The following is a 25,994-nucleotide window of genomic DNA, read 5'->3' as shown; positions in this document are numbered from 1 at the left end:
GCGCGCAGGGGCTTGCAGAATCCGCACGCCTGCCCTATCTGCACGCTTGAGAGGTTGGCGCGGGCAGGCACCTCGCCAACCCGGTCAGGTCCGGAAGGAAGCAGCCGTAACGAGCCCCGCTTGGGTCGTTGTCCAGCCTCTCACCCCTTCCCCCGTCTTTTGCCGCCCCCGCGCGGGCGCCGCAGGTCCAGCGTGACCACGCCATCGGCATAGCGGCCCGGGATCAGGGTGCCGGGGCGGCGCACCTCGGGGAACTCCGACATCCAGTCGCGATAGCGGTCATTCGTGACAATCGGCGCCTTTAGGTCGCGCGCGGTGCGCAGGATCGTCGGATCGGCCGGCTGGCCCGAGGGCACCAGCGCCACCTGCCGCGGCGGCAGGTCAAGCAGACGCGCCAAGGCCACATCGCCCATATGCCGACCGGCGATCTTGAACCCGGCATTCGCGTCAAAGATCACCACCGGCTTCCGACCCTTGCGCCGCAAGGTGGCCAGCACCGCGCGCAGCGGCGCAGGATCAGGGCGGTTGTCGCGCCAGTGCAGCACATTGGACCCATCCACCACCACCCAATGAATCCGGTTTCGCCAAGCCCGGACCAGCAGCCACAGGCTCGCCAGCAGCGCAGACAGGGCGACGACATCCCATCCCTGGCCGAAGGGGTGAAGAGCCGCGGCGACAAGCCCGGCAAGGCACAGGATCGAGAGCAGGACAGGCACAACCATATGGCGACCATCGCGCGCCACCGAGCAGCCGTCAAGCCGACCCGCGATTTGACAGCGGCAGGAAACATGCCTACCCCGGCATATCGCCCGCAATCAGATGCCATGTTGACACCCGATCCGATCCGCCCCCTGCTTGACGATCTGCCGATGACGGCGGCCTCGTTCATTGTCACCATCTATGGCGATGTCGTGGTGCCGCGCGGCGGGGTCTTGTGGATGGGCAGCCTGATCGAGATTTGCGGCCGCGTCGGCATCCGCGAAAATCTGGTGCGCACCGCCGTTTCGCGGCTGGTCGCGGCCGGGCGCCTGACCGGCGAACGCAAGGGGCGGCGCAGCTTTTACCGCCTGACACCCGACACCCAGGCCGAATTCAGCCGCGTCGCGGGGCAACTTTATGCCCGCTCCATCGCGACCGAGGGCTGGTTCCTGCTGCAAGGCGCCCCCCCGGCCGACGATGTGCAGCGCCGCTTGCGCATGGCGCGGCTGGGCGGCGATGTCTGGCTTTGCCCCGATCTGGGCGAGGCCCCGCCCGCCCCCGCCCTGCGCCTGCCGCTGCAAGACGCCCCGCCCGAGGCGCTGCGCGGCTTTGCCGCCGCCTGGAACCTGGAGGAGGTGCAGGCGCGTTATGACCGGATGCTCGCGCGCTTTGCCCCCTTTCAGGCGGCGATGCAGACCGGCACCCTGCCCGACGGGTTTTCGGCGCTGATCGCGCGGCTTTTACTGGTGCATGTGTTCCGCGCAGTGCTGCTGCGTGACCCCTGCCTGCCGCCGCAGGCCCTGCCACCCGGCTGGTCAGGCACAGGCGCGCGACAGCTGTTCCGCACGCTCTACCCGCCGCTTTCCGCCCCGGCAGAGCAGGTGATCGGCAGTTTGCTGGAGGGGCCGGACGGCCATCTTCCGGCCCGAACCAGCGAAAGCGACCGCAGGCTCCGCCAACTCTGACAAGAAAGAATCCATGTTTTTCAGAAGCATGGACACAAACATTACACGATTCTAAAAAAATCATTTGATTGCGTAATGTTTCAGTCTATAAATCGACCAATCGGTCGATGAATTGGGAGAGTCGTCGGCCCCTCTGCAAAAATCTGGGAGAGCGGAATGCGCGACGCCTTCATCTGCGATGCGGTCAGGACACCCGTTGGACGCTATGGCGGGGCGCTGGCCTCGGTCCGGGCCGACGACCTTGCGGCGCTGCCGCTCAAGGCCCTGATGGCGCGCAACCCCGACGTTGACTGGTCGGCGGTCGATGACCTGATCTATGGCTGCGCCAATCAGGCGGGCGAGGATAATCGCAATGTGGGCCGCATGGCGGTGCTGCTGGCGGGCATGCCCATCGGCGTGCCGGGCACCACGGTCAACCGGCTTTGCGGGTCCGGCATGGATGCGGTCGGCATGGCCGCGCGCGCCATCAAGGCGGGCGATTGCGATTTCGTGCTGGCCGGTGGCGTCGAAAGCATGAGCCGCGCCCCCTTTGTCATGCCCAAGGCCGAAAGCGCCTTTTCGCGGTCGAATGCGGTCTATGACACGACGATCGGCTGGCGCTTCGTCAACCCCTTGATGAAAAAGCTGTTCGGCGTGGACAGCATGCCGCAGACCGCCGATAACGTGGCCGCCGATTTCGCCGTGAGCCGCGCCGATCAGGATGCCTTTGCCGCCCGGTCGCAGGCCCGCTGGGCCGCCGCACAAGAAGCCGGGATCTTTGCCGATGAAATCGTGCCGGTGACGATCCCGCAGCGCAAGGGCGACCCGCTGGTCGTGTCGATGGACGAACACCCGCGCCCCGGCACCACGGCCGAGACGCTGGCGAAGCTCAAGGGCGTGAACGGCCCGGATCTGAGCGTCACCGCCGGCAATGCCTCGGGCGTCAACGACGGCGCCGCGGCGCTGGCGATCCTGTCGGGCGCCGCAGCCGAGCGGCAGGGCCTGACGCCCAAGGCCCGCATCGTCGCCATGGCGGCGGCGGGGGTGGAGCCGCGCATCATGGGCATCGGCCCGGCGCCGGCGGCAAAAAAGGTGCTGGCCCGCGCCGGCCTGACCATCGACCAGATGGATGTCATCGAACTGAACGAGGCTTTCGCCAGCCAGGCCCTTGCCACGCTGCGCGACCTGGGCCTGCCCGACGATGCCGCGCATGTGAACCCCAATGGCGGGGCCATCGCGCTTGGCCATCCGCTGGGCATGTCGGGGGCCCGGCTTGTCACCACCGCGATGTACCAGCTTCACCGCACCGGCGGGCGCTATGCGCTTTGCACCATGTGCATCGGGGTGGGCCAGGGCATCGCCATCATCATCGAACGTGTCTGAACAGGGAGGGATCGGCCCATGTATGCACAGATGGTCAAATCCGAGGGGATGAAACCCCGCGAGGAGATGACGCCCGAGGAAATCGCGTTTCAGGAACGCATTGACCGGGGCGAGAAGATCGAACCGAAGGAATGGATGCCCGAGGGCTATCGCAAGACGCTGATCCGCCAGATCGGCCAGCATGCGCATAGCGAGATCGTGGGGCAGCTGCCCGAAGGCAACTGGATCACCCGCGCCCCCACGCTGGAACGCAAGGCGATCCTGCTGGCCAAGGTGCAGGACGAGGCGGGGCATGGCCTTTACCTCTATAGCGCCGCCGAAACGCTGGGCGTGAGCCGCGACGAGCTGCTGGACGCGCTCCATGCCGGCAAGATGAAATATTCCTCGATCTTCAACTATCCGACGCTGAACTGGGCCGATATCGGCGCGGTCGGCTGGCTGGTCGATGGCGCGGCGATCATGAACCAGGTGCCGCTGCAACGCACCTCTTACGGCCCCTACAGCCGCGCGATGATCCGCATCTGCAAGGAGGAAAGCTTCCACCAGCGGCAGGGCTACGACATCATGATGAAGATGGCCGCCGGCACCCCGGAACAGAAGGAAATGGCGCAGGATGCGCTCAACCGCTTCTGGTATCCGGCGCTGATGATGTTCGGCCCGTCCGACAAGGATTCGGTCCATTCGGCGCAGTCGATGGCGTGGAAGATCAAGATCAACACCAATGACGAACTGCGCCAGAAATTCGTCGATCAGACCGTGCCGCAGGCGCATTACCTTGGCCTGACCATCCCCGACGAGGGGCTGGCCTGGAACGAGGAAAAGGGCGGCTGGGATTTCAGCGAACCGGACTGGAGCGAGTTCTTCGCCGTCATCGCCGGCAATGGCCCCTGCAATACCGAACGGCTGGAGGCCCGCGTGACCGCCTGGGAGGACGGCGCCTGGTTCCGTGACGGGCTGATGGCGCATGCCAAAAAGGCCGATGCCCGCCGCGCCGCGGCCCGCATGGCCGCAGAATAATCATCGAACACAGGGGGGCGCTTGCCCCCCACAGCCAGACACCCATCACCGGGAGGAACCCATGTCCAGCGAATGGCCCCTTTGGGAAGTTTTCATCCGTGGCCAGCACGGCCTCAACCATCGTCACGTCGGCAGCCTGCATGCGCCGGATGCCGAAATGGCGATCCGCAACGCCCGCGACGTCTATACCCGCCGCAACGAGGGCGTCTCGATCTGGGTGGTGAAGTCGAATGACATCACCGCCTCCAGCCCCTCGGACAAGGGGCCGCTGTTCGAGCCGTCGAATAGCAAGGTCTATCGTCACCCGACCTTCTTCGACATCCCGGCCGAAGTGGGGCATATGTGATGGGCAGCGCAGTCAATCAGGCCGCCTTCTTTGAATGGCTGTGCCGGGTCGGCGACAATTGCCTGATCCTTGGCCACCGGGTTTCGGAATGGTGCGGGCATTCGCCCGTGCTGGAGGAAGACATCGCGCTGGCCAATCAGGCGCTTGACCTGATCGGGCAGACGCAGTTCTGGCTTGGCCTCGCCGCCGAGGTGGAGGGCAAGGGCCGCAGCGCCGACCAGCTTGCCTATCTGCGTGATGCGGCGGCCTTCCGCAACGTGCTGCTGGTGGAACGTCCGAACGGCGATTTCGGCCATACGCTGATGCGGCAATTCCTGTTCGACGCCTGGCATATCGAATTGCTGCGCGCGCTGGAAAAATCCTCCGATGCCCGGGTGGCGGAGATTGCCGCCAAGGCGGTGAAGGAAGTGGCCTATCATCTGGAACGCTCCGCCGATCTGGTGATCCGGCTGGGCGACGGGACCGAGGAAAGCCGCGCGCGGATGCAAAAGGCGCTGGACACGCTCTACCCTTATACGGGCGAGCTGTTCATGGCTGACGCCTCGGACGAGGCCGTGGTCGCGGCGGGTATCGCGCCCGCACCGGCCAGCCTCAAGGCCGCCTGGGATGCCACGGTCTCGCAGGTTCTGGCCGAGGCCACGCTGACCCATCCGGGCGAGACCTACCAGCACAAGGGCGGCCGCAAGGGCGTGCATTCGGAACATCTGGGCTTCATCCTGGCCGAGATGCAGTTCCTGCAACGCGCCTATCCCGGCGCGACCTGGTAACGCCATGCAGCGGGGGGAGGAACGCCCGGGCATCGCGGAAATCCGGGGCTGGCTGTCAGAGGTGCCAGACCCGGAGATCCCCGTGATCAGCCTGACCGATCTGGGCATCATCCGCGATGTGGCCTGGCAGGGAGAGACGCTGGTTGTCACCGTGACGCCCACCTATTCGGGCTGCCCGGCGACCGGGGTCATCAACCTCGACATTGAAAAGGCGCTGCGCGACCGGGGCATCTCTGATCTGCGGCTGGAGCGGCAGTTGTCGCCGCCCTGGACAACCGACTGGATCACCGCCGAAGGGCGCGAGAAGTTGCGCGCCTATGGCATCGCCCCCCCGATCGACGGCACCGCCGCCGACGGGCGGCTGGCGGGCAGGATCGCGCGGCTTTCGGGCATGTCGAACCTGACCATCGCCTGCCCGCGCTGCGGCTCCACCCAGACCCGCAAAGTCAGCCAGTTCGGCTCGACCCCCTGCAAGGCCAGTTACGTCTGCAACGACTGTCTGGAACCCTTCGACTATTTCAAATGCATCTGACGATGCGCCCGACCCCATAGGCAGGAGCCCATCATGGCACGCTTCCATTCCCTGAAGGTCACCGAGGTCCGCCGCGAGACGCGCGACGCCGTGGTGGTGACCCTCGCCCCGCGCGACGAGGACCGCGCCCTGTTCGACTTTACCCAAGGCCAGTATCTGACTTTCCGCCGCGATTTCGACGGCGAGGAACTGCGCCGCAGCTATTCCATCTGCGCCGGCACCGATGAGGGCGTCTTGCGCGTCGGCATCAAGCGCGTCGATGGCGGCGCCTTCAGCACCTGGGCGAACGAAAACCTCGCCCCCGGCGATGAAATCGACGCCATGCCGCCGATGGGCAAGTTCTTTACCGCCATCGAACCCGGGGCGGCAAAGCACTATCTTGGCTTTGCGGGCGGGTCCGGCATCACGCCGCTTCTGTCGATCATCAAGACCGTGCTGGCGCGCGAACCCGCCAGCCGTTTCACGCTGGTCTATGCCAATCGCCAGATCAGCACGATCATGTTCCGCGAGGAACTGGAGGATCTGAAGAACCTCTATCTGGGTCGCCTCTCGGTCCTGCATGTGCTGGAGGCCGAGGCGCAGGAGATTGACCTGTTCACTGGCCGGGTGGACGGCGAAAAGATGACCGCGCTGTTCGACCACTGGATCGACGCGAAATCGGTGGATACCGCCTTCATCTGCGGCCCCGAACCGATGATGCTGGCCATCGCCGCCAGCCTGCGTGACCACGGGCTGAGCGACAGCCAGATCAAGTTCGAGCTGTTCGCCAGCGGCCAGCCGGGCCGGGCGCGCGCCAAGGCCGTGTCCAGGGTCGCGGTGACGCCGGGCAGCGGCACGCAGGCCACCGTCACGCTGGACGGCGCCACCCGCAGCTTCGAGATGCCGCGCGAAGGCCAGTCGATCCTGGATGCCGCCATCGCCGCACAGATGGACGCGCCCTATTCCTGCAAGGCCGGCGTCTGTTCGACCTGCCGCTGCAAGGTGCTGGAGGGCGAGGTGGAAATGGCCGTGAACCACGCGCTTGAGGATTACGAGGTCCGCGCCGGCTATGTGCTGTCCTGCCAGGCGATCCCGCTCAGCGACCGTGTGGTCGTGACCTATGATGAATGAGGTCTGAAATGTCTGACACGATGAATATCGAAGACTATCTCGCCCAGGGCGGCATTCTGACCGCGCCGGGCAATGTGCCGGCCCGCTATCGCGGCGAGCTGATGCGGCTGATGGGGTCTTTCGTGGACAGCGAACTGGCCGGGTCGGCGGGTTTCGCAGCCGCGATCAACTTTGCCCCAGGCATCAAGGAACGCATCAGCGCCAGCCGCATCACGCTGGAAAAGGCCGATCATGCGGAACGTGTGCTGGAGGTGATGGGCAGTTTTGGCACCGATACCGCGCGCTATCAGGGCCAGCATGACTGGGCCGCCCGCGTGGCACGGGACGCCGATCTGGGCGCCGCGCGGCAAGCCGGCGACATGCGGCTGTCGGTGTTCCATTACCCGATCACCGGCTGGACCGATGCGGTGGCGATGAATGTGCTGATGGGCCTCGCGACCGGGGTGCAGATGACCGAACTGACCCGCATCTCCTATGCGCCGCTGGCCGAGGTATTCCGCGAGATCGCCCCGCGCGAGGCGCGCCATGCCGAACTGGGGCTGGAGGGGCTGGAGCGTATCGCCGCGACCGATGCGGGCCGCGCCGAGGCCGGGGCCGCCATCGCCTATTGGCGCCCGCGCGTCGCCGCGACCTTTGGCGTCGCGGGCTCTGCCCGGCATGACACCTTGCGCAAGTTCGGCCTGCGCCACAGCCCGAACGAGGCCCTGCTTTCCCGGTGGGAGGCGCTGGTGGCCGAGAAACTGGCCCCGCTGGGCCTCTGACACACTCTCTGCGGGCGCGGGGGAACAGGCCGCGCCCGTCACTGACCGACATTCTCGAAGGAAACGCCATGACCGCCGCGCCGCGCCGTCTTGAAAGCTATCTCTGTGGCCGCTGGATGGCCGGGCAGGCCGAGGGGCAGACGCTGCTCGACGCCGCGACCGGCGCCCCGGTGGCGATGATCGATTCCACCGGCCTCGATTTCGCGGGCGCGCTGGATTACGGCCGCCGCGTGGCCGGCCCGCGCCTGCGCGCCATGTCCTTCCACGACCGCGCCGGGATGCTCAAGGCGCTTGGGCTCAAGCTGATGGAGTGGAAGGAGGAGTTCTACACCGAAAGCTTCCGCACCGGCGCCACCCGCACCGATGGCTGGATTGACATCGAGGGCGGCATCGGCACGATGCTGACCTTCGCGTCGAAAGGCCGGCGCGAATTGCCCAATACCCGCGTGCTGACCGATGGCGAGGTGGAGGTGCTGTCGAAGGATGGCAGCTTTGTCGCGCAACATATCCTGTCGCCGCTGACCGGCGTCGCGGTGCATATCAACGCCTTCAACTTCCCCATCTGGGGGATGCTGGAAAAGATCGCCCCCACCCTGCTGGCCGGGGTGCCCTGCATCGTGAAACCCGCAAGCCAGACCGCCTATCTGACCGAACTGATGGTGCGCCGCATTGTCGAAACCGGCATCCTGCCCGATGGTGCGCTGCAACTGGTTTGCGGCTCGGTCGGGGATCTGCTGGATCATGTGACGGGGCAGGATGCCGTCACCTTCACCGGGTCGGCCTGGACCGGGCGCAAGCTGAAATCGCACAAGGCGGTGGTGGAAAACTCGGTCCGCTTCACGATGGAGGCCGACAGCCTGAACGCCTCGATCCTTGGCCCCGATGCCGGGCCGGGCACGCCGGAATTTGACCTGTTCGTCAAGGAGGTTTCGCGCGAGATGACGGCGAAGGCCGGGCAGAAATGCACCGCCATCCGCCGCGTCATCGCCCCCCGCGCCCATGTTCAGGCGTTGCTAGAGGCGCTGCGCGACCGGCTGGGCAAGACCCTGCCGGGCCTGCCGGGCGACGAGACCACCCGCATGGGCGCACTGGCGAGCCTCGACCAGCGCGACGAGGTCCGCGCCCGCATCCGCGACCTGCAAGCCGATGCCGAGATCGTGGCCGGCAACCCCGACGAGGTGCGCGTTGCCTCGGGCGATGCCGCCACGGGCGCCTTCCTCAACCCCGTTGTGATGTATTGCGACCGCCCCTTCACCGCCACCGCGGTGCATGAGGTGGAGGCCTTCGGGCCGGTATCCACCATCATGCCCTATGACGACCCGGCCGAGGCGGCGGAACTGGCCGCCATGGGCAAGGGCTCGCTGGTGTCCTCGGTCTTCACCGATGATCCGAAAGTGGCCGAGGAGGTCGTTCTGGGCCTTGCCCCGTTCCATGGCCGCGTGCTGATCGGCAACCGTGCTTCGGCGAAAACCTCCACCGGGCATGGCTCGCCGCTGGCGCCGCTGGTCCATGGCGGCCCGGGTCGCGCCGGCGGCGGCGAGGAGATGGGCGGCATTCGCGGCGTCAAGCATTACATGCAGCGCAGCGCCGTCCAGGGCAGCCCGCGCCTGCTGTCGGCGGTGACGGGCCGTTGGATCGACGGCGCGCCGGTCGCCCATGACATCCACCCCTTCCGCAAATCGCTGGCCGAACTGCGGATCGGCGACCAATTGGTCACCGCCAGCCGTCAGGTGACGCAAGAGGATGTGGAGCATTTCGCCCATTTCACCGGCGACACCTTCTATGCCCATATGAACAGCGAGGCCGCCAAGGCAAACCCGTTCTTCGACGACCGCGTGGCGCATGGCTATCTGATCGCGAGCTTCGCGGCGGGGCTGTTCGTGGAACCGAATCCCGGCCCCGTTCTGGCCAATTACGGGGTGGATAACCTGCGCTTCCTGACCCCGGTCTATTTCGGTGACACGTTGCAAGTGCGGCTGACCTGCAAGGAAATCAACCCGCGCGCCAATGCCGAACATGGCGAGGTCCGCTGGGATTGTCAGGTGACCAACCAGAACGGCGCGGTGGTCGCGCAATATGACGTGCTGACCATGGTCGCGAAGCACTGGCCCGCCGCATGAGCCGCGTCTACGCCTATGACGGCGTGGTGCCGGTGATCGACCCCATGGCCTTTGTCCACCCCGAGGCGGTGGTGATCGGCGATGTCATCATCGGCCCGGCCGTCTATGTCGGCCCCGGCGCGGTGCTGCGCGGCGATTTCGGCCGCATCGTGCTGGAGCGGGGCTGCAATGTGCAGGAAACCTGCGTGGTGCATTCCTTCCCCGGCAAGGATGTGGTGGTGGAGGAAAGCGGCCATATCGGCCATGGCGCGGTGCTGCATGGCTGCCATATCGGCAAGAACGCCATGGTCGGCATGAATGCCGTGGTGATGGATGAGGCGGTGGTGGGCGAAAACACCATCATCGCCGCCATGGCCTTCGTGAAGGCCGGCGCCCGGATCCCGCCCAACAGCCTTGCCGTCGGATCGCCCGCGAAAGTGGTGCGGGAACTCAGCCCCGAGGAAATCGCCTGGAAACCGCAGGGCACCGGCGTCTATCAGCGCCTGGCGCTGGAGGCGCGCGACAAGCTGCGCCCGGCCGTGGCGCTGACCGAAGTGGAACCCGACCGCCGCCGCACGAAGGCGCCGGATTACGACCCGCTCGTGCTGGCGCGGGCGGGGTTCTCTGGCGGGGCCTGATCGACCGGCGCGGGCTGGATGCGCCAGCGCCGCGACATCGTCCCCCCTTACCTTACCGCCTTGATCCCTTCCAGGATCAGGGTCGTCGCGACATCGGCGTAATCGTCGCGGCTGATGCGGCCGCCATCGCGGAACCACATGTAGACCCAGTTCATCATGCCGAAAAGCGACATGGTCACCGGCATCAGCAGCGGGCGTTCGCGGCTGTCGAGGCCGGGGTTGATCTGATCCAGCACCACCGAGAAATGCTTTACGATGCGGCGTTCCAGCGCGGTGATTTCGGCCTTCTGGTCGTCCGACAGGGCGGCGGTGGCATTGAGCTGCACCTTGTGTTCGTTATCGGCGCCGCGATAGTTTTCCAGCACCGCCCCGACCAGCCCGCGCAACCGCTGTTCCGGCACCAGCCCCGGGTCGTCGGCCTGGGCGATGGCGGCTTCCAGCCCCTCCAGATGGGTCATGATGATCGCAAAGATCAGCGCGTCCTTGCTGGGATAGTAGTGATAGAGCAGCGCCTTCGACACCTGCGCATGGGCGGCGATCTGCGACATGGAGGCCTTCTCCATGCCCTGTTCGGCAAAAACCGCGGCGGCATTGTCCAGAATGCCGCGCTGCTTCTCCTCGAAATCCTGTGCCCTTGTCCGTGCCATATCCGTATCTTCCTTCGCAGGCTCTGCAAAAAAGGGGGGCTCGCGCCTCCCTTCCCTTAGCGGTCGATCCCGCGCAAGTCACCACCCTTGCGCGGATTTGCCTCATTCCTTGGGGCGGTTGTCCACCACGCGCTTGGCCTTGCCCTCGGATCGGGCAACGGTGTTCGGATCCGCAACCTCGATCCTGGTCGAAACGCCGACGATCGCCTTGATGTGATGCGCCAGTTCCTTGGCCGATTTCGCCCGCGCGTCCTGATCGGTGAAGGCCGGGTCGCATTCGACATGGACGGTCAGGTTGTCCATCCGCCCGGCGCGGGTCAGTTCCAGCTGGAAATGCGGGGCAAGGCCGCGGCATTTCAGGATCTGCTCCTCGATCTGGGTCGGGAAGACATTGACCCCGCGCAGGATGATCATGTCATCGCTGCGCCCGGTGATCTTTTCGATCCGCCGCATGGTGCGCGCCGTGCCGGGCAGCAGGCGGGTCAGGTCGCGGGTGCGATAGCGCACCATCGGCAGACCTTCCTTGGTCAGCGTGGTAAAGACCAGCTCGCCCATCTCGCCATCGGGCAGCACTTCGCCCGTCACCGGGTCGATGATTTCCGGGTAGAAGTGGTCTTCCCAGATATGCAGCCCGTCCTTGGTTTCCACGCATTCCATGGCGACGCCGGGGCCCATCACCTCGGACAGGCCATAGATATCGACCGCGTGCATATCGAAGGCTTCCTCGATTTCCTCGCGCATGGCATTGGTCCAGGGCTCGGCGCCGAAGATGCCGACCTTGAGCGAGGATTGCCGCGGGTCAAGACCCTGGCGGCGGAACTCGTCCAGGATCGACAGCATGTAGCTGGGCGTCACCATGATGATGCGCGGCTGGAAATCGGTGATCAGCGTGACCTGCCGTTCGGTCTGCCCGCCCGAGATCGGCACGACCGTGCAGCCCAGCCGCTCGGCGCCGTAATGCGCGCCCAGGCCGCCGGTGAACAGGCCATAGCCATAGGCATTGTGCAGCATGTCGCCCGGCCGCCCGCCGCCCGCCCGGATCGACCGCGCGATCAGGTTGGCCCAGACGTCGATATCGCTGGCGGTATAGCCGACGACGGTCGGCTTGCCCGTGGTGCCCGACGATCCGTGAATCCGCACCAGCTTGGTCTGCGGCACGGCGAACATGCCGAAGGGGTAGGTCTCACGCAGATCCTGCTTGGTCGTGAAGGGGAATTTCGCGATATCCTTCAGCGACTTCAGATCCTCGGGATGCACATCCGCCGCGATGAAGCGGTTGCGATAGAAGGGCGAGTTTTCATAGGCATGCTTCAGCGACCGCTTCATGCGGTGGAATTGCAGCGCCTCGATTTCGTCGCGCGAGGCGATCTCGATCGGGTCGAGATCCTTGGGGTTCGGGGTCAGGTCTTCCACGGTCTCTCCTCCCTTGGAAATGCGGTGCGGTCAGGATTCGACCGGCAGATGGGTGCCCTTGACGGTGCGCGAATGGCCGCGGAATTCGGCCACATGCGCGCCCTCCTGATTGGTGATGCGGATGTCATAGATGCCCGACCGGCCGCGCCGCGACACCTCGGTTGCCGTGGCGGTCAGCCGGTCGCCGATGCGCCCGGGGATCAGATAGGTGATCGAACAGTGCTGCGCGACCGTCACCTGATTGTAGCTGTTGCAGGCAAAGGCAAAGGTGCTGTCGGCCAGCGTGAAGATATAGCCGCCATGGCAATTGCCGTGGCCATTCGACATGGCCTCGGTCACGGTCATCGACAGGGTCGCGGCGCCCGGCGCGATCTTCTCCAGCACCATGTCGAGCCGCTGGCTCGTGCTGTCATCGTTCCACATGGCGCGGGCCGATGCCTCGGCCAGTTCCTGCGGCGTCATTTCGGATACGGGTTTCATCGCCATTGCCTCAGTTGCCCTTGAAGGCGGGTTTGCGCTTTTCCAGAAAGGCGGTGACGCCCTCGGCGTAATCGGCGCTGCTCCCGGCCTGTTGCTGGCAATCGCGCTCCAGATCCAGTTGCGCGTCAAGGCTGTTGGTCGCGGCGGCCTGGATCAGCCGCTTGGTCAGGCCCAGCCCCAGCGTCGGCCCGGCGGCCAGCGATGCCGCCAGCGCGCCCGCCTCGGCCATCAGATCGGCATCCGGCACGGCGCGCCAGATCAGACCCCAATCGGCGGCGGTTTCCGCCGGCAGGGGCGCGGCGGTCAGCGCCAGCGCCTTGGCGCGCGGCTCACCCAGAATGCGGGTCAGGCTCCAGCTGCCGCCGGCATCGGGCACCAGCCCGATCTTGGAAAACGCCTGGATGAATCTGGCCGATTGCGCCGCCAGCACGATGTCGCAGGCAAAGGCGATATTCGCCCCCGCCCCGGCGGCCACGCCGTTCACCGCGCAGACCACCGGCTTTTCCAGCGCGCGGATCAGGCGCAGGGTCGGATTGTAGAAGGTTTCGATCGTATGCCCCAGATCGGGGGCCGGTCCGCCCTTGCGCGGATCGCGGTCGCCCAGATCCTGCCCGGCACAAAAGCCGCGCCCCGCCCCGGTCAGCAGCACCGCCCGCACCGCCGCATCGTCACGGGCGCGTTCGAATCCGGCGCGCAGCGCCAGATGCATTTCCTCGTTGAAGGAATTGAGCTTGTCGGGCCGGTTCAGCGTCAGCGTCAGCACGCCATCGGCCAGCGCCGTCAGCACGGTGTCGGATTCGGTCATCTCTGTCTCTCCCCCGGGGCAAATTCTGGCCCCGCTCAAAAATCATGTTGCATAAACCGACCGGCCGGTCAATGATAATCCTCGCCGGAAGGGGAGCCCGGCCAGGAGGACGCCATGACCGCATTTTTCGACCGCCATCGCCCGATGCTCGACGCCGCCGTCGCCGCGATAGAGACGCGCGGATTCTGGTCGCCTTTCCCGGAGGTTCCCAGCGGCAAGGTCTATGGCGAGACCGCGCGCGACGACGGGCAGGCGGCCTATGACGCGCTGCTGAACCAGCCCTTCGCGCTGCCCGGTCACCCCGAATCGCAGCGCCTGGGGGCCGAGACCTCGCCCTTTGGCCCGGCGCTTGGCGTCACCTATCCGGCGGCGTCCCCCGCGGTGCTGATCGCCGCCGCCCAGGCTGCGGCCCCGGCGCTGGCCGCCGCGCGCGTCGAATCGCGGATCGGCGTCTGTCTGGAAATCCTTGCCCGGTTGAACCGGAACAGTTTCTTGCTGGCCCATGCGACGCAGCATACCACCGGGCAGGCCTTTGCCATGGCCTTTCAGGCGGGTGGCCCCCATGCGCAGGATCGCGGGCTGGAGGCGGTGGCGCTGGCCTGGCAGGAAATGACCCGCTTTCCCGCCGCCGCGCTTTGGGAAAAGCCGCAGGGCAAGGCCGCGCCGCTGGTGCTGGAAAAGCACTGGACGCTGGTCCCCGCCGGCATCGCGCTGACCATCGGCTGCAACACCTTTCCGACTTGGAACAGCTATCCCGGGCTGTTTGCCAGCCTCGCCACAGGCAATCCGGTGATCGTGAAGCCCCACCCCGCCGCCATCCTGCCGCTGGCGCTGACCGTGCGCATCGCGCGCGAGGTGCTGGCCGAGGCCGGCCTGCCCGCCGATGCGGTGCTGCTGGCCGTCGATGCGCCGGGGGCCGAGGTGACCAAGGCGCTGGCCACCGATCCGGCGGTGCGGCTGATCGACTATACCGGCTCGGGCGCCTTTGGCGGCTGGCTGCGCGACCATGCCCGGCAGGCCCATCTGTTCACCGAAGAGGCCGGGGTCAATTCGGTCGTCATCGCCGCCACCCCGGATCTGGAGGGGATGTGCGCCAACCTCGCCTTCTCGCTCGCGCTTTATTCCGGGCAGATGTGCACTGCGCCGCAGAACATCTATATCCCCCGGGACGGGATCGAGACCGATCAGGGTCATCTGGGCTTTGACGCCGTCGCCGCAGCACTGACCGCCGCGCTGGACGGCCTGCTGGCCGACCCGGCCCGCGCCGCCGGGGTCTGCGGCGCCATCGCCAACCCCGCCACGCTGGACCGCATCGCGGCGCTGCGCGGCACAGGCCGGGTGCTGCGCGACAGCGCGCCCCTGGCCGAGGGGCGCAGCGCCACGCCGCTGCTGCTGGCCGTCAGCGCCGACGATCCGCTGGCCGAGGCCGAATGTTTTGGCCCCGTAGCACTTCTGGTCGCGGTGGACAGCGCCGAGGACGGCATCGCCCGCGCCGCCGCTCTGGCCCGGCAAAAGGGGGCGATCACCGCCGCGCTTTACGACACCGACGAGGCCCGCATCACCCGCGCCATCGCCGCCTTTGCCGGCGCCGGGGTGAACCTGTCGATCAACCTGACCGGCAATATCTTTGTCAATCAGTCGGCGGCCTTCAGCGATTTTCACGTCACCGGCGCCAATCCCGCCGGCAATGCCAGCCTGACCGACCCCGCCTTCATCGCCCCCCGTTTTCGCCGCGCCATGTGGCGGCGACAGCGGGCGGCCTGAGCCTGTTCATCCGCAATTCTCTGGGAGGAGACATGATGAAACTGACCAAGACCACCACCGCCCTCGCCACGCTGGCCCTGCTGGGCCTCGCTGGCCCCGCCCTGGCCGAGATCCGCATCGGCGCCACGCTGTCGGCCACCGGCCCGGCCTCGTTCCTGGGCGACCCCGAGGCGAAAACCCTGGAAATGCTGGTGGAGGAAGTGAACGCCGCCGGCGGCATCAATGGCGAACAGGTCGAACTGGTGCTGTATGACGATGGCGGCGACCCGAACAAGGCGCGCACCTTCGCCACCCGCCTGGTCGAGGATGACGAGGTTTCGGCCATCATCGGCGGCACCACCACCGGCACCACCATGTCGATCATCGCCGTGGCCGAAGATGCCGAGATCCCGTTCATCTCGCTCGCCGGTGCGGTCGATATCATCGACCCGGTGAAACCCTATACCTTCAAGACCCCGCATACCGACCGCATGGCCTGCCAGAAGATCTTTGAAGACATGCAGAAGCGTGGCTTCAGCAAGATCGGCATGATCTCGGGCACCGACGGTTTCGGCGCCTCGATGCAGGCGCAGTGCAAATCGGTGGCGGGCGAGTACGCGATCGAGATCGTGGCGGATGAAACCTACGATCCGAAAGACGCCGACATGACGGCGCAGCTGACCAAGATCAAGGGCGCCGAGGGCATTCAGGCCGTGCTGAACCCGGGCTTCGGTCAGGGCCCCTCCATCGTGACGCGCAACTACAAGCAGCTCGCCATCGGCCTGCCGCTGTATCAATCACATGGCGTGGCCTCGGACGGGTTCATCGACCTCGCCGGCGCCGATGCGGCCGAGGGCGTGCGCCTGCCGGGCACCGCGCTGCTGATCGCCGGCATCCTGCCGGACAGCGACCCGCAAAAGCCGGTCGTCACCGCCTACAAGACCGCCTTCGAGACCCGCACCGGCACCCCGGTCGGCACCTTTGGCGGCTATGCGCATGACGCCTTCCTGATCCTCAAGGACGCGATCACCCGCGCCGGCAGCACCGAACCGGCGGCGATCCGCGACGCGATCGAGGCGACCTCGGGTCTGGTCGGCACCACCGGCACCTACACCATGTCGCCCGAGAACCACCTCGGCCTCGACCTGTCGGCCTTCCGCATGCTGGAAATCAAGGGCGGCACCTGGTCCATGGCGGAGTGACGCGCCCCTGAACGACCCGGGCGGCCCCGTGCCGCCCGGGCCTCGCGCGCCCCTTCCCGCCCCCAGATCACGGAACCTCGATCCATGTCGGAACTCCTGCAATTCCTCCTGTCGGGGGTGACGGTCGGCGCGGTCTATGCGCTTGTCGCGCTCGGCTTCACGATCATCTTCAACGCATCAGACGTGGTGAATTTCGCGCAAGGCGAATTCGTCATGCTGGGCGGCATGACCACGGTCTTTGCCCATGCGGCGGGGCTGCCACTGCCGCTGGCGGCACTTGTAGCCATTCTGGCGACGGCGGCCATCGGTGTGGCGCTGAACAAGCTGGCCATCGAACCCGCGCGCGGCGCGCCGGTCGTGTCGCTGATCATCATCACCATCGGCGCCTCGATCTTCATCAGGGGCGCGGCGCAACTGGTCTTCGACAAGCAGATCCACAAGCTGCCGGCCTTTTCCGGCGACGATCCGATCGTCCTTCTGGGCGCGACGATCCTGCCGCAAAGCCTGTGGGTGATCTGCGGCGCGCTGGTGGTCTTTGCGGGCCTGTGGTTCTTTTTCACCCGCACCCTGCTGGGGCGGGCGGTGCTGGCCACCTCGAACAACCGGCTGGCGGCGCAACTGGTGGGGATCAACACCAATTTCGTGATGACGCTGTCCTTTGCGCTCTCGGCAGGGATCGGCGCGCTGGCCGGCGTTCTGGTCACGCCGATCACGCTGACCTCGTATGACGTGGGCCTTGGCCTCGCGCTCAAGGGCTTTGCCGGGGCGATGCTGGGCGGCATGGGCAACCCGAAAGGGGCGCTGGCGGGTGGTTTCCTGCTGGGTCTGCTGGAGGCGCTGACGGCGGGTTATCTGAGTTCGCAATACAAGGATGCCGCCGCCTTTGTGGTGATCCTCGCGGTGCTGTTCTTCATGCCGCAGGGCCTGTTCGGCCGCAAATCGACGGATCGGGTGTGACCATGAAACTGACCCCGAAACAAGCCACCCTTCTGGTTCTGGCGGCGCTGATCGCGCTGACCCCGTTCTTTTTCCCCTCGGGCTATTACTACCGCGTGGGCGCGCTGATCTTTGTCAACGGGCTGGCGGTCACGGGCATCGTGATCCTGACCGGCTATGCCGGACAGGTCAGCCTGGGCCATGCGGGTTTTGCCGGGATCGGCGCCTATGCCTGTGCGCTGGCCCCGGTGCATCTGGGCCTGCATCCGGCGCTGGCCGCCGTGCTGGGCGCCATCCTGTCGGGCTGCATGGCCTGGCTGGTGGGCCGGCCGATCCTGCGGCTCAAGGGCTATTACCTGGCCGTGGCCACACTGGGCTTCGGCATTCTGGTGTCGATGGTGCTGAACAACGAACGCTGGCTGACCCGGGGCCCCGACGGCATCGACGTGCCCGATCTGGGCCTGCGCGGGCTGCTCAAGGGCTGGGGCCTCGATCTGTCGAATGGCGAGTTCTGGTATTTCTTCAGCGGCCTCTGCCTGCTGGTCGGCGCCTGGCTGGCGCTCAACCTTTATGACAGCCCGACCGGCCGCGCCCTGCGCGCCCTGCACGGGTCGGAAATCGCGGCGCGCGTGGTGGGCGTCGATGTGGCGCGGGCCAAGTTGCAGGCCTTTGTCATCTCGGCGGTCTATGCCTCGTTCTCCGGCTCATTGCTGGCGCTGCAAAACAAGTTCGTCACCCCCGATGTTGCGGGCTTCATGCATTCGATCGAGATGGTGACCATGGCCGTGCTGGGCGGCGTCGGTTCGGTGCTGGGGGCGATCTTTGGTGCCGGCATCCTGACGCTGCTGCCGCAGGCGCTGACCGTCTTTGCGGAATATGAGCAGCTCTTGCTGGGGCTGGTGATGATGCTGGTGATGATCTTCCTGCGCGAAGGGCTGCTGCCCTCGATCCTGCGCAAGATCCGGGGGACGGGCGAATGAGCGCTTTGCTGTCGATCGAAGGGCTGGGCATCACCTTTGGCGGGTTGAAGGCCGTGCATGATGTGGGCTTCAGCGTCCGCGAGGGCGAGATTGTCTCGGTCATCGGGCCGAATGGCGCGGGCAAGACCACGCTGTTCAACATGATCTCGGGCGTCTATCAGCCCGGCGCGGGCCGCGTGAGCCTGTCGGGCGAGGATGTGACGGGCATGCGCCCCGATCTGCTGGCCCGGCGCGGCCTGTCGCGCACCTTCCAGAACCTGCAAATCTTTCAAAGCATGACGGTGCTGGAAAACGCGATTGCCGGCTATCACCTGCGGGAAAGCGGGTCGGTGCTCGCCGATCTGCTGGGCCTGCCGGCCTCGCGCCGTCGGGCGCTGACCGCGCGCGAGGGCGCCCGCGCCCTGCTGGCGCGGGTGGGCCTTGACCGCGCCGCCGAACGCGAGGCGGGCAACCTCTGCTATGGGGCGCTGAAACGGCTGGAGATTGCCCGCGCGCTGGCGCTGAACCCCAAGGTTCTGTTGCTGGATGAACCCGCCGCCGGCTGCAACGCGGTGGAAACCGAGGAAATCGACCACCTGATCGCCGAGGTCGCGGCCTCGGGCGTGGCGATCCTGCTGGTGGAACATGACATGAAGATGGTCATGCGGATTTCCAATCATATCGTCGTGCTGGATCACGGCGAAAAGATCGCCGAGGGCGACCCGGCGACGGTCAGCCGCGATCCGGCGGTGATCGCGGCCTATCTGGGAACGGAGGCGGACCATGCTGACGGTTGAGGGGCTGCGCTCGCGCTATGGGCGCATCGAGGTGCTGCATGGCATTGACCTGCATGTGGACAGCGGCGAGATCGTGACCGTGGTCGGCGCCAATGGCGCGGGCAAGACCACGCTTTTGCGCTGCCTGTCGGGCGTGCAGCCGGTGACGGGGGGCGCCATCACCTTTCGCGGCGAGGTGCTGACCCCGGTGCCGGCCTATAAACGGCTGAAACGCGGCCTTGCCCAATCGCCCGAGGGGCGGCAGATCTTCACCAATCTGACGGTCGAGGAAAACCTGCGGCTTGGCGCGTTCCTGTTCTCGGATGACCGGGTGGAAAAGGACATGGAAGACGCCTTCCAGATGTTCCCGATCCTGCGCGAAAAGCGCAATCTGGCGGCGGGGGGCCTGTCAGGCGGGCAACAGCAGATGCTTGCCATGGCGCGGGCGCTGATGGGGCGGCCGTCCTGCCTGCTGCTGGACGAGCCGTCGATGGGTCTGGCCCCCATCGTGGTGCAGCAGATCTTTGACGTGGTGAAGGGGTTGAAGGCGCTGAATGTGACCGTGCTTCTGGTCGAACAGAACGCCTTTGGCGCGCTCAAGATCGCCGATCGCGGCTATGTCATGGAAACGGGCCACATCACCATGAGCGGGCCCGCCGCCGAACTGATCGCCGATCCGCGCATCCGCGAAGCCTATCTGGGGATTTGACATGACCATGGTTTCCATCGACCGCGACGGCGAGATTGCCGTCGTCACCGTGAACAACCCGCCGGTCAATGCGCTTGGCCAGGCGCTGCGGCAGGGGCTGTGGGATGCGGTCGCCACGCTGGACGCCGACCCCGCGGTGCGGGCGGTGGTGTTGATCTGCGCCGGGCGCACCTTCATCGCCGGCGCCGATGTGCGCGAATTCGGCCTGCCACCCAGCGAACCGCACCTGCCCGATCTGGTGAACCGGATCGAGGCTGCGACGAAACCCTGGATCGCGGCGATCCACGGCGCGGCGCTTGGCGGCGGGTTCGAGGTGGCGCTTGGCTGCCGGTTCCGCGTGGCGCTCGATACCGCCTCGGTCGGCTTGCCAGAGGTAACCCTTGGCATCGTGCCCGGTGCCTCGGGCACCGTGCGCACCCCGCGTGTCGCGGGCGTGGCGGCGGCGGTCGATCTGGTGACGACGGGCAAGCCCGCCCGCGCCGCCAAGGCGCAGGCCATCGGGCTGGTCGATGCCGTGCTGACCGGCGATCTGCGCGCGGGCGCCATCGCCTTTGCCCGCGCCGCGCTGACCGCCCCCCTGCCCCTGCCGGCGTCACAACGCCCCGTCACCGATCCGGGGCCGGATTTCTGGGCCGAACAGCAGGCCGCCGTGTCGAAACGCGCCCGGGGCGAGGTCGCGCCGCTGCGCGCGCTGGCCTGCGTGCAAAAGGCCGCACAGGCGCCCTTTGACGCGGCCCTGGCCTTTGAACGCGCGACATTCCTAGAACTCCGCGCCTCGGATCAGGCCGCCGCGCTGCGCCATGTGTTCTTTGCCGAACGCGCCGCGCCGCGCCCGCCGCATCTGGGCGAGACCCAGCCCCTGCCGCTGCGCCGCGCCGGCGTCATCGGCGGCGGCACCATGGGGGCAGGCATCGCCGCCGCCCTGCGCGACGCGGGCCTGCCCGTGGTGCTGATCGAACGCGACGCCGAGGCGCTTGCCCGCGGGATCGCCAATCTGCAAGCCATCTTTGACGGCGGGGTAAAGCGCGGCAAGCTGACCCCCGACCAGGCGGCGGCACGCATGGCCGGCATCACCGGCGCCACCGATTACGCGGCCCTGGCCGACAGCGATCTGGTGATCGAGGCGGTGTTCGAGGAAATCGGCGTGAAACGCGCGGTCTTTGCCGAACTCGCCCGCCATTGCCGGGCCGATGCGGTGCTGGCCACCAATACCTCCTACCTCGACCCGCGCGCGATTGCCGAAGGATTGCCCGATCCCGGACGCTTCATCGGGCTGCATTTCTTCAGCCCCGCCAATGTGATGAAATTGCTGGAAATCGTGCCGACGCCCGACACCGCGCCCGCCACGCTGGCCACCGGATTTGCGCTCGCCCGGGCGCTTGGAAAAATTCCCGTGCAGGCCGGCATCTGCGAAGGATTCATCGGCAACCGCATCCTCAAACGCTATCGCGCCGCCGCCGAGGCGCTGCTGCGTCAGGGCGTGGCGATTGCCGAGATCGACGCCGCGATGCGCGGCTATGGCTTTGCCATGGGCCCGTTCGAGGCGCAGGATCTGGGCGGGCTGGACATCGCCTTTCTGCAACGCGAAGGCGCCCGCGCCGCCGGGCAGAACGTGCCGGAAACGCTGGGCGACATTCTCGTCCGCGCCGGTCGCAAGGGCCAGAAGACCGGCGGCGGCTGGTATGATTACGCCCCCGGCCAACGCCAGCCGCAGCCCTCGGACACGGTGGCGGCCCTGCTGGCCGGGCAGATCACACCCAAGGCGCCGCCGGCCGATATCGCCGCGCATCTGGTGGGCGAAATGGCCGCTGAGGGCGCGGCGATCCTGGCCGAGGGCATCGCGCTGAACGCCGCCGATATCGACCTGGTCGAAATCCACGGCTACGGCTTTCCGCGCTGGCGCGGCGGCCCGATCTTCGCCACCACACCGCGCTGAGCGCCGGCTCAGCGTGCCGTCAGCAACCTGCGAAACGCACCGCCGAGGACCAGCGCCAGATCCCTCGGCGATTGCCCGAATTCCGAAACGCGGTCCGTCTCGGCCCCCGCCCGCAGCAACAACTCTGCGGCGGCCAGATCTTTGCGCCGCAAGGCGACATGCAGCGGCGTCTCCGACATGTCGCCCACGGCGTTGACATCGGCGCCGGCCTCAACAAGGCATTGAACTGCATATGTATTTCCGCGCCACACCATCACATGAAGCGGCGTATCGCCATCGGCGCCGCGGCTCTGGGGCGTGACCGGCGCCTTGCCGCATTCCGCCGGGAATAAAGTGTCAGAGCAAGAGGCCAATATGTCTTGCAGCGAAAGACGGGTCTTGGGCTTTCGGGACATCGGATCAGACTCCGCGCAGCCAGGATGCGCCAAGGCTAACGCGCGCGGGGAGCAGGGTCCAGCCGATCGGGGCAACGGCAGCGTCAAGGCGCGACCGCGCCCGACCATTGCCGGCCGAACCACTGCGTCACTTGAAGGTTATGAGTGGTGGCGAGGGGGGGATTTGAACCCCCGACCCCACGATTATGAGTCGTGTGCTCTAACCAACTGAGCTACCTAGCCACTGGCGCGGTAACTAGGGGACCGCGCGGAGGAGGTCAAGCGCGAATCGCACCTAATTCGCACCTCTTTCAGATCGCCGCAGCATGGGCCACGCGGGGGCGGCCGGCGGCGGTGGCGGTCACCATGGCCTCGATGAACATGCGCTGGCCCTCGACCTCGGCCTCGCGGATCTCGCGCGTCAGCGTCACGCCCATATCGGCGGCGCCGGCCTGTTCCGCCCGTGCCCGCGCGGCGGCGGCCAGCGCGGTTTCCAGCGCGGCCAGCGCGGTTTCCGCGTCGGAAAACAGCCGGTTGCCCTCGGGCAGATGCGCGACGAAGCGGCCCTCGCCGGGGCTGCTGACCAGACCCGAGACGCGCTGACGCACCTGCCCCACCACCGCGCCGATGGCATTGGCGACACCGGCATGGGCCGGCAGCACCATGCGCGCGCCCAGCCTTTCGCCGACCGCCCCGTAATAGGACGGCGCCGAGGCGCCCAGCCCGATCACCGGCACCCCCAGCGCCAGGTCGATCTGCACCACGCCGCGATGCCTGGTCAGGCCGCGCCGCGCCAGCAGATGCCGCGCCAGCCCCTCGGGCGCCTCGTCGCCAAAGGCACCGTCTTCGGCAAAGGCGGCCTCCAGCAGGCAATCCACCGTCTGCGCGGTCAACTGGTCGATGATGCGCTGCGCCAGATCGGCGGGGTCGGTCGCGAAACGCTCGCCCCGGCCGGTGCGGCGGCGGCCCATCAGGGTCAGCGCCTTGCGCGCCGCCCCGGCATCCCAGCTGTTCAGCCGGCCCAGAACGTGACTGGCATCCGAAGGCGTGACGCCCGCGATCATCACTAGCCCGCGCGCCACCAGCCGGTCCATCGCCGCCACCTCCAGCCGCGAGGTGATGGGCCGCGCCAGCGGCATCGGCGCGTCGATCCGCGCCAGCAGCGCCGCCTCGCGCGCATTCAGGCCGCCCGCATTGCCGCCCATCGGAATGACGAAGCGCCCGTCGAATTCGCCCGCGACCGTCGCCGACAGCGCGCGGTCCAGCGCCTCATGCACCATGGCGCCATGATCGACCGCCAGAAGCGAAACCGGCACCAGCCGGCGCGGGCCAAGCCGCAACCCGCCCTCCAGCCCCGACTGGATCAGATGCGCCTCGCTGTCGCCGCCCAGGCCGGTGGTGCGCATCGCCACCGCCTCGACCATGGTGCGGAAGCCGCCGACGCGCGCGCCTTCGGGGTCGATCTCGGGCAGGCCATCGCGCAGCAATGCGACATCGGTGGTGGTGCCGCCGATATCCGACACCAGCGCATCGGCCTCGCCCGTCAGCCACCGCGCGCCGACGATGCTGGCGGCGGGGCCGGAAAGGATGGTCTCGATCGGGCGTTCGCGCACCATGGCCGCCGAAATCAGCGCCCCGTCGCCCCGCACCACCATCAGGGGAGCGGCGATCCCCAGCCGGGTCAGATGCACCTCGCAGGCCGTCACCAGCCGGTCGATCATGCCGATCAGCCGCGCATTCAGCACCGCCGTCAGCGCCCGTTTCGGCCCGTTCAACCCGGCCGACAGCTCGTGCGAGCAGGTGACAGGCCGGCCCGTCGCGGCCCGGATCGCGGCCCGCGCAGCCACCTCATGCGCCGCGTTGCGGGTGGCAAAGCGCGCGGCGACGGCAAATCCCATGACATCGGGCGCCAGACGGCGCACCTCGGCCTCCAGCGCGGCCAGATCGAGCGGCGCGGTCTCGGCGCCGGAATGTTCGTGCCCGCCCGCCAGCCGGATCACCGGATCGCCACCCAGGGCCTCGGTCAGCCCGCCGCGCTCCAGATCGGCGGCATCGAAGCCGATGAAGACCAGCGCGACACGCCCGCCCTGCCCCTCGACCAGCGCATTGGTGGCCAGCGTGGTCGAAAGCGACACCATGGCGATATCGCCCGCGCCCAGGCCCGATTGCGCCAGCGCGGCATCCACCGCGCGCCCGATGCCCAGAGACAGGTCGCCCCGCGTGGTCAGCGACTTGGCGCTGCCGATCACCTGATTGGCGCCCTCATCCAGGATCACCGCATCGGTATAGGTGCCGCCGGTATCGACGCCCAGAAAATATGCCATGCCTGCCTCCGTTCGCGCGCCCCCTGAATAGGCGCGGCGCGGCGCGGCGTCACCCCCGCCCGCGACACGGAAACGGGAAAAGGCGGCAAAATCAGCGCGTCAGAACCCGGCCTCCAGCCGGTCGAGCAGCGCGGCCAGCATGGCCTCGCCCCGGGCCATCTGTTCCAGCGTCACAAATTCGTCCGGCTTGTGCCCCTGCGCCATGGAACCTGGGCCACAGATTACCGTCGGCACGCCGACATCGCGCGAGAACAGCCCGCCTTCGGTGCCGAAGGCCACCTTGATCGTGCCATTCGCACCGGTCAGCCCCTTGACGAAATTCACCACCGCCGCCTCGGACGGCGTGCCAAGCCCGGGGTAATCCCACAGCCGTTCCACGCGGATCGCGGCCTCGGGAAATTCGGCGCGCAGGGGGGCCACGATCGCCTCGGCCCGGGCGCGCATCTCGTCGATCAGCGCGGCGGGGTCATCCTCGGCCAGGCTGCGGATCTCGAAATCCAGCGTGGCCTGGTTGGGCACGATATTGACCTGCACCCCGCCCTGCATCTTGCCGACATGGATCGTGGTATAGGGCACGTCATAATCGCCGTCCCGCGCGCCGGTGGCGGCGATCTCGGCCTGCATGGCGCGCAAGGCGCCCATGAAATCCGCCGCCAGATGCAGGGCATTGAGCGCGAGCGGCGCCAGCGCCGAATGCCCCTCGCGGCCGATACAGGTTGCCCGCAGCGCCACCTTGCCCTTGTGCCCCGTGGCCACCTGCATGCCGGTCGGCTCACCCACGATGCAAAAGCGCGGCCTGACCGGCGCCTGCGCCAGCGCCGCCACCAGACTGCGCACGCCCATGCAGCCGATCTCCTCGTCATAGGACAGCGCCAGATGCAGCGGCACCTTCAGCGGACGCGTGGCGGCCTTCAGCATGGCGTCGATGGCCAGCGCGCAAAAGCCCTTCATGTCGGCCGCGCCGCGCCCGTAAAGCCGGCCCTCCGCCTCGGTCAGCGCAAACGGCGGCTTCGTCCAGGCCTGCCCCTCGACCGGCACGACATCGGTATGGCCCGACAGCATGACCCCGCCCACACCCTCGGGGCCGGTCGTGGCAAAGAGGTTGGCCTTTTGCCCGGTGGCATCGGGGATCAATGTCACCGCGATGCCCGCCGCCTCGAGCCGCGCCTTGACCCAGAGCATGAGGTCCATGTTGGGCTTTGCGCTGACCGTATCGAACTGCATCAGCCGGTCGAAGATCTCGCGCATCGGGCGGCTCCTGTCTTGCCGGGGATTTGTCTGCACATATACGCGCCCCCCCCCGCGCCCGAAAGCCCCCTTCGGCGAAGCCGGGCTTCGGGCTTTCCTTTCCCCGCCGCGCCTGCCACTCTGGCCGCCGCAACCGACCGGACACT

At 67.3% G+C, this 25,994-nt stretch carries 25 protein-coding genes, 1 tRNA gene and 1 other RNA gene; 18 read left to right on the top strand and 9 right to left on the bottom strand.

Translation table 11 applies throughout. The annotated features are described in order from the left end of the window. Positions 1-48 precede the first annotated feature (48 nt). Positions 49-145, top strand: an RNA gene (gene ffs / locus FOA17_RS03465) — signal recognition particle sRNA small type. Here the strand turns inward: ffs and FOA17_RS03460 are convergent. Next, positions 141-722 carry an NYN domain-containing protein gene (locus tag FOA17_RS03460; RefSeq protein WP_149140093.1) on the bottom strand — a complete coding sequence of 194 codons (582 nt, stop codon included), beginning with the start codon at positions 720-722 and terminating at the stop codon, positions 141-143. The genes ffs and FOA17_RS03460 overlap by 5 nt on opposite strands. Positions 723-824: 102 nt before the next feature. Between FOA17_RS03460 and FOA17_RS03455 the strand changes: the two genes are divergently transcribed. From FOA17_RS03455 to FOA17_RS03410, 10 genes are all read left to right on the top strand, one after another. Continuing rightward, positions 825-1,664: a PaaX family transcriptional regulator C-terminal domain-containing protein gene (locus FOA17_RS03455; RefSeq protein ID WP_149140092.1), complete on the top strand. Its 840-nt coding sequence runs from the start codon at positions 825-827 to the stop codon at positions 1,662-1,664. A gap of 156 nt (positions 1,665-1,820) precedes the next feature. Continuing rightward, positions 1,821-3,026, top strand: a complete 1,206-nt coding sequence (gene pcaF / locus FOA17_RS03450) for a 3-oxoadipyl-CoA thiolase (protein ID WP_149140091.1) — start codon at positions 1,821-1,823, stop codon at positions 3,024-3,026. A gap of 18 nt (positions 3,027-3,044) precedes the next feature. Next, on the top strand, positions 3,045-4,043 hold the full coding sequence (paaA, locus tag FOA17_RS03445) for a 1,2-phenylacetyl-CoA epoxidase subunit PaaA (protein WP_149140090.1): 999 nt from the start codon (positions 3,045-3,047) through the stop codon (positions 4,041-4,043). Positions 4,044-4,104: 61 nt separating this feature from the next. Beyond that, positions 4,105-4,389: a 1,2-phenylacetyl-CoA epoxidase subunit PaaB gene (paaB, locus tag FOA17_RS03440; protein WP_119133894.1), complete on the top strand. Its 285-nt coding sequence runs from the start codon at positions 4,105-4,107 to the stop codon at positions 4,387-4,389. Then, positions 4,389-5,156: a 1,2-phenylacetyl-CoA epoxidase subunit PaaC gene (gene paaC / locus FOA17_RS03435; protein WP_149140089.1), complete on the top strand. Its 768-nt coding sequence runs from the start codon at positions 4,389-4,391 to the stop codon at positions 5,154-5,156. The genes paaB and paaC overlap by 1 nt, the downstream gene beginning before the upstream one ends. A gap of 4 nt (positions 5,157-5,160) precedes the next feature. Further along, positions 5,161-5,688 (top strand): 1,2-phenylacetyl-CoA epoxidase subunit PaaD, encoded by a 528-nt coding sequence (gene paaD / locus FOA17_RS03430; protein WP_149140088.1) that lies wholly within the window; start codon positions 5,161-5,163, stop codon positions 5,686-5,688. A gap of 33 nt (positions 5,689-5,721) precedes the next feature. Next, entirely contained in the window at positions 5,722-6,798 is a 1,077-nt protein-coding gene (gene paaE, locus FOA17_RS03425) for a 1,2-phenylacetyl-CoA epoxidase subunit PaaE (RefSeq protein WP_149140087.1), read from the top strand. 8 nt (positions 6,799-6,806) lie between these two features. Beyond that, positions 6,807-7,559 carry a Phenylacetic acid catabolic protein gene (locus tag FOA17_RS03420; RefSeq protein ID WP_149140086.1) on the top strand — a complete coding sequence of 251 codons (753 nt, stop codon included), beginning with the start codon at positions 6,807-6,809 and terminating at the stop codon, positions 7,557-7,559. A gap of 68 nt (positions 7,560-7,627) precedes the next feature. Next, entirely contained in the window at positions 7,628-9,679 is a 2,052-nt protein-coding gene (paaZ, locus tag FOA17_RS03415) for a phenylacetic acid degradation bifunctional protein PaaZ (protein WP_149140085.1), read from the top strand. Continuing rightward, positions 9,676-10,296: an acyltransferase gene (locus FOA17_RS03410; RefSeq protein WP_149140084.1), complete on the top strand. Its 621-nt coding sequence runs from the start codon at positions 9,676-9,678 to the stop codon at positions 10,294-10,296. The genes paaZ and FOA17_RS03410 overlap by 4 nt, the downstream gene beginning before the upstream one ends. Positions 10,297-10,343: 47 nt before the next feature. On the opposite strand, the gene FOA17_RS03405 is transcribed toward FOA17_RS03410, so the two are convergent. The 4 genes from FOA17_RS03405 to paaG form a co-directional block, all read right to left on the bottom strand. Further along, entirely contained in the window at positions 10,344-10,943 is a 600-nt protein-coding gene (locus tag FOA17_RS03405; protein WP_149140083.1) for a TetR/AcrR family transcriptional regulator, read from the bottom strand. A 102-nt stretch (positions 10,944-11,045) separates the two neighbouring features. Continuing rightward, positions 11,046-12,356 (bottom strand): phenylacetate--CoA ligase PaaK, encoded by a 1,311-nt coding sequence (gene paaK, locus FOA17_RS03400; RefSeq protein WP_149140082.1) that lies wholly within the window; start codon positions 12,354-12,356, stop codon positions 11,046-11,048. A 30-nt stretch (positions 12,357-12,386) separates the two neighbouring features. Then, the gene (paaI, locus tag FOA17_RS03395; RefSeq protein ID WP_203232275.1) at positions 12,387-12,818 is read right to left on the bottom strand and encodes a hydroxyphenylacetyl-CoA thioesterase PaaI; all 432 of its coding nucleotides are present in this window, start codon (positions 12,816-12,818) and stop codon (positions 12,387-12,389) included. A gap of 28 nt (positions 12,819-12,846) precedes the next feature. Continuing rightward, a complete protein-coding gene (paaG, locus tag FOA17_RS03390; protein ID WP_149140080.1) occupies positions 12,847-13,641 on the bottom strand; it encodes a 2-(1,2-epoxy-1,2-dihydrophenyl)acetyl-CoA isomerase PaaG in 795 nt (264 codons plus the stop codon). A gap of 114 nt (positions 13,642-13,755) precedes the next feature. On the opposite strand from paaG, the gene paaN reads away from it, so the two are divergent. The 7 genes from paaN (at position 13,756) to FOA17_RS03355 (ending at position 21,902) form a co-directional block, all read left to right on the top strand. Further along, a complete protein-coding gene (gene paaN / locus FOA17_RS03385) occupies positions 13,756-15,405 on the top strand; it encodes a phenylacetic acid degradation protein PaaN (protein WP_149140079.1) in 1,650 nt (549 codons plus the stop codon). A 35-nt stretch (positions 15,406-15,440) separates the two neighbouring features. Then, a complete protein-coding gene (locus FOA17_RS03380; RefSeq protein WP_149140078.1) occupies positions 15,441-16,586 on the top strand; it encodes an ABC transporter substrate-binding protein in 1,146 nt (381 codons plus the stop codon). Positions 16,587-16,670: 84 nt separating this feature from the next. Further along, positions 16,671-17,543, top strand: a complete 873-nt coding sequence (locus tag FOA17_RS03375) for a branched-chain amino acid ABC transporter permease (protein WP_149140077.1) — start codon at positions 16,671-16,673, stop codon at positions 17,541-17,543. 2 nt (positions 17,544-17,545) lie between these two features. Further along, positions 17,546-18,502: a branched-chain amino acid ABC transporter permease gene (locus tag FOA17_RS03370; protein ID WP_149140076.1), complete on the top strand. Its 957-nt coding sequence runs from the start codon at positions 17,546-17,548 to the stop codon at positions 18,500-18,502. Beyond that, positions 18,499-19,278, top strand: a complete 780-nt coding sequence (locus tag FOA17_RS03365; protein WP_149140075.1) for an ABC transporter ATP-binding protein — start codon at positions 18,499-18,501, stop codon at positions 19,276-19,278. Before FOA17_RS03370 ends, FOA17_RS03365 begins: the two co-directional genes overlap by 4 nt. Beyond that, positions 19,265-19,966 (top strand): ABC transporter ATP-binding protein, encoded by a 702-nt coding sequence (locus FOA17_RS03360; RefSeq protein ID WP_149140074.1) that lies wholly within the window; start codon positions 19,265-19,267, stop codon positions 19,964-19,966. Before FOA17_RS03365 ends, FOA17_RS03360 begins: the two co-directional genes overlap by 14 nt. A 1-nt stretch (position 19,967) precedes the next feature. After that, a complete protein-coding gene (locus FOA17_RS03355; RefSeq protein ID WP_149140073.1) occupies positions 19,968-21,902 on the top strand; it encodes a 3-hydroxyacyl-CoA dehydrogenase NAD-binding domain-containing protein in 1,935 nt (644 codons plus the stop codon). An 8-nt stretch (positions 21,903-21,910) separates the two neighbouring features. On the opposite strand, the gene FOA17_RS03350 is transcribed toward FOA17_RS03355, so the two are convergent. The 4 genes from FOA17_RS03350 to argE form a co-directional block, all read right to left on the bottom strand. Beyond that, positions 21,911-22,297, bottom strand: a complete 387-nt coding sequence (locus FOA17_RS03350) for an ankyrin repeat domain-containing protein (RefSeq protein WP_149140072.1) — start codon at positions 22,295-22,297, stop codon at positions 21,911-21,913. Positions 22,298-22,442: 145 nt separating this feature from the next. Then, positions 22,443-22,519, bottom strand: a tRNA-Met gene (locus FOA17_RS03345). Between the two features lie 68 nt (positions 22,520-22,587). Then, positions 22,588-24,600, bottom strand: coding sequence for a hydantoinase/oxoprolinase family protein (locus tag FOA17_RS03340; RefSeq protein WP_149140071.1), 2,013 nt, complete (start codon positions 24,598-24,600; stop codon positions 22,588-22,590). A 99-nt stretch (positions 24,601-24,699) separates the two neighbouring features. Beyond that, positions 24,700-25,848, bottom strand: coding sequence for an acetylornithine deacetylase (argE, locus tag FOA17_RS03335; RefSeq protein ID WP_149140070.1), 1,149 nt, complete (start codon positions 25,846-25,848; stop codon positions 24,700-24,702). Between the last annotated feature and the right edge of the window lie 146 nt (positions 25,849-25,994).

The sequence above is a fragment of the Gemmobacter caeruleus genome (genome assembly GCF_008271655.1).
Taxonomy (GTDB): domain Bacteria; phylum Pseudomonadota; class Alphaproteobacteria; order Rhodobacterales; family Rhodobacteraceae; genus Gemmobacter; species Gemmobacter caeruleus.
The sequence above is the reverse complement of the archived record's forward strand: the minus strand, read 5'-3'. Positions and strand labels throughout refer to the sequence as shown.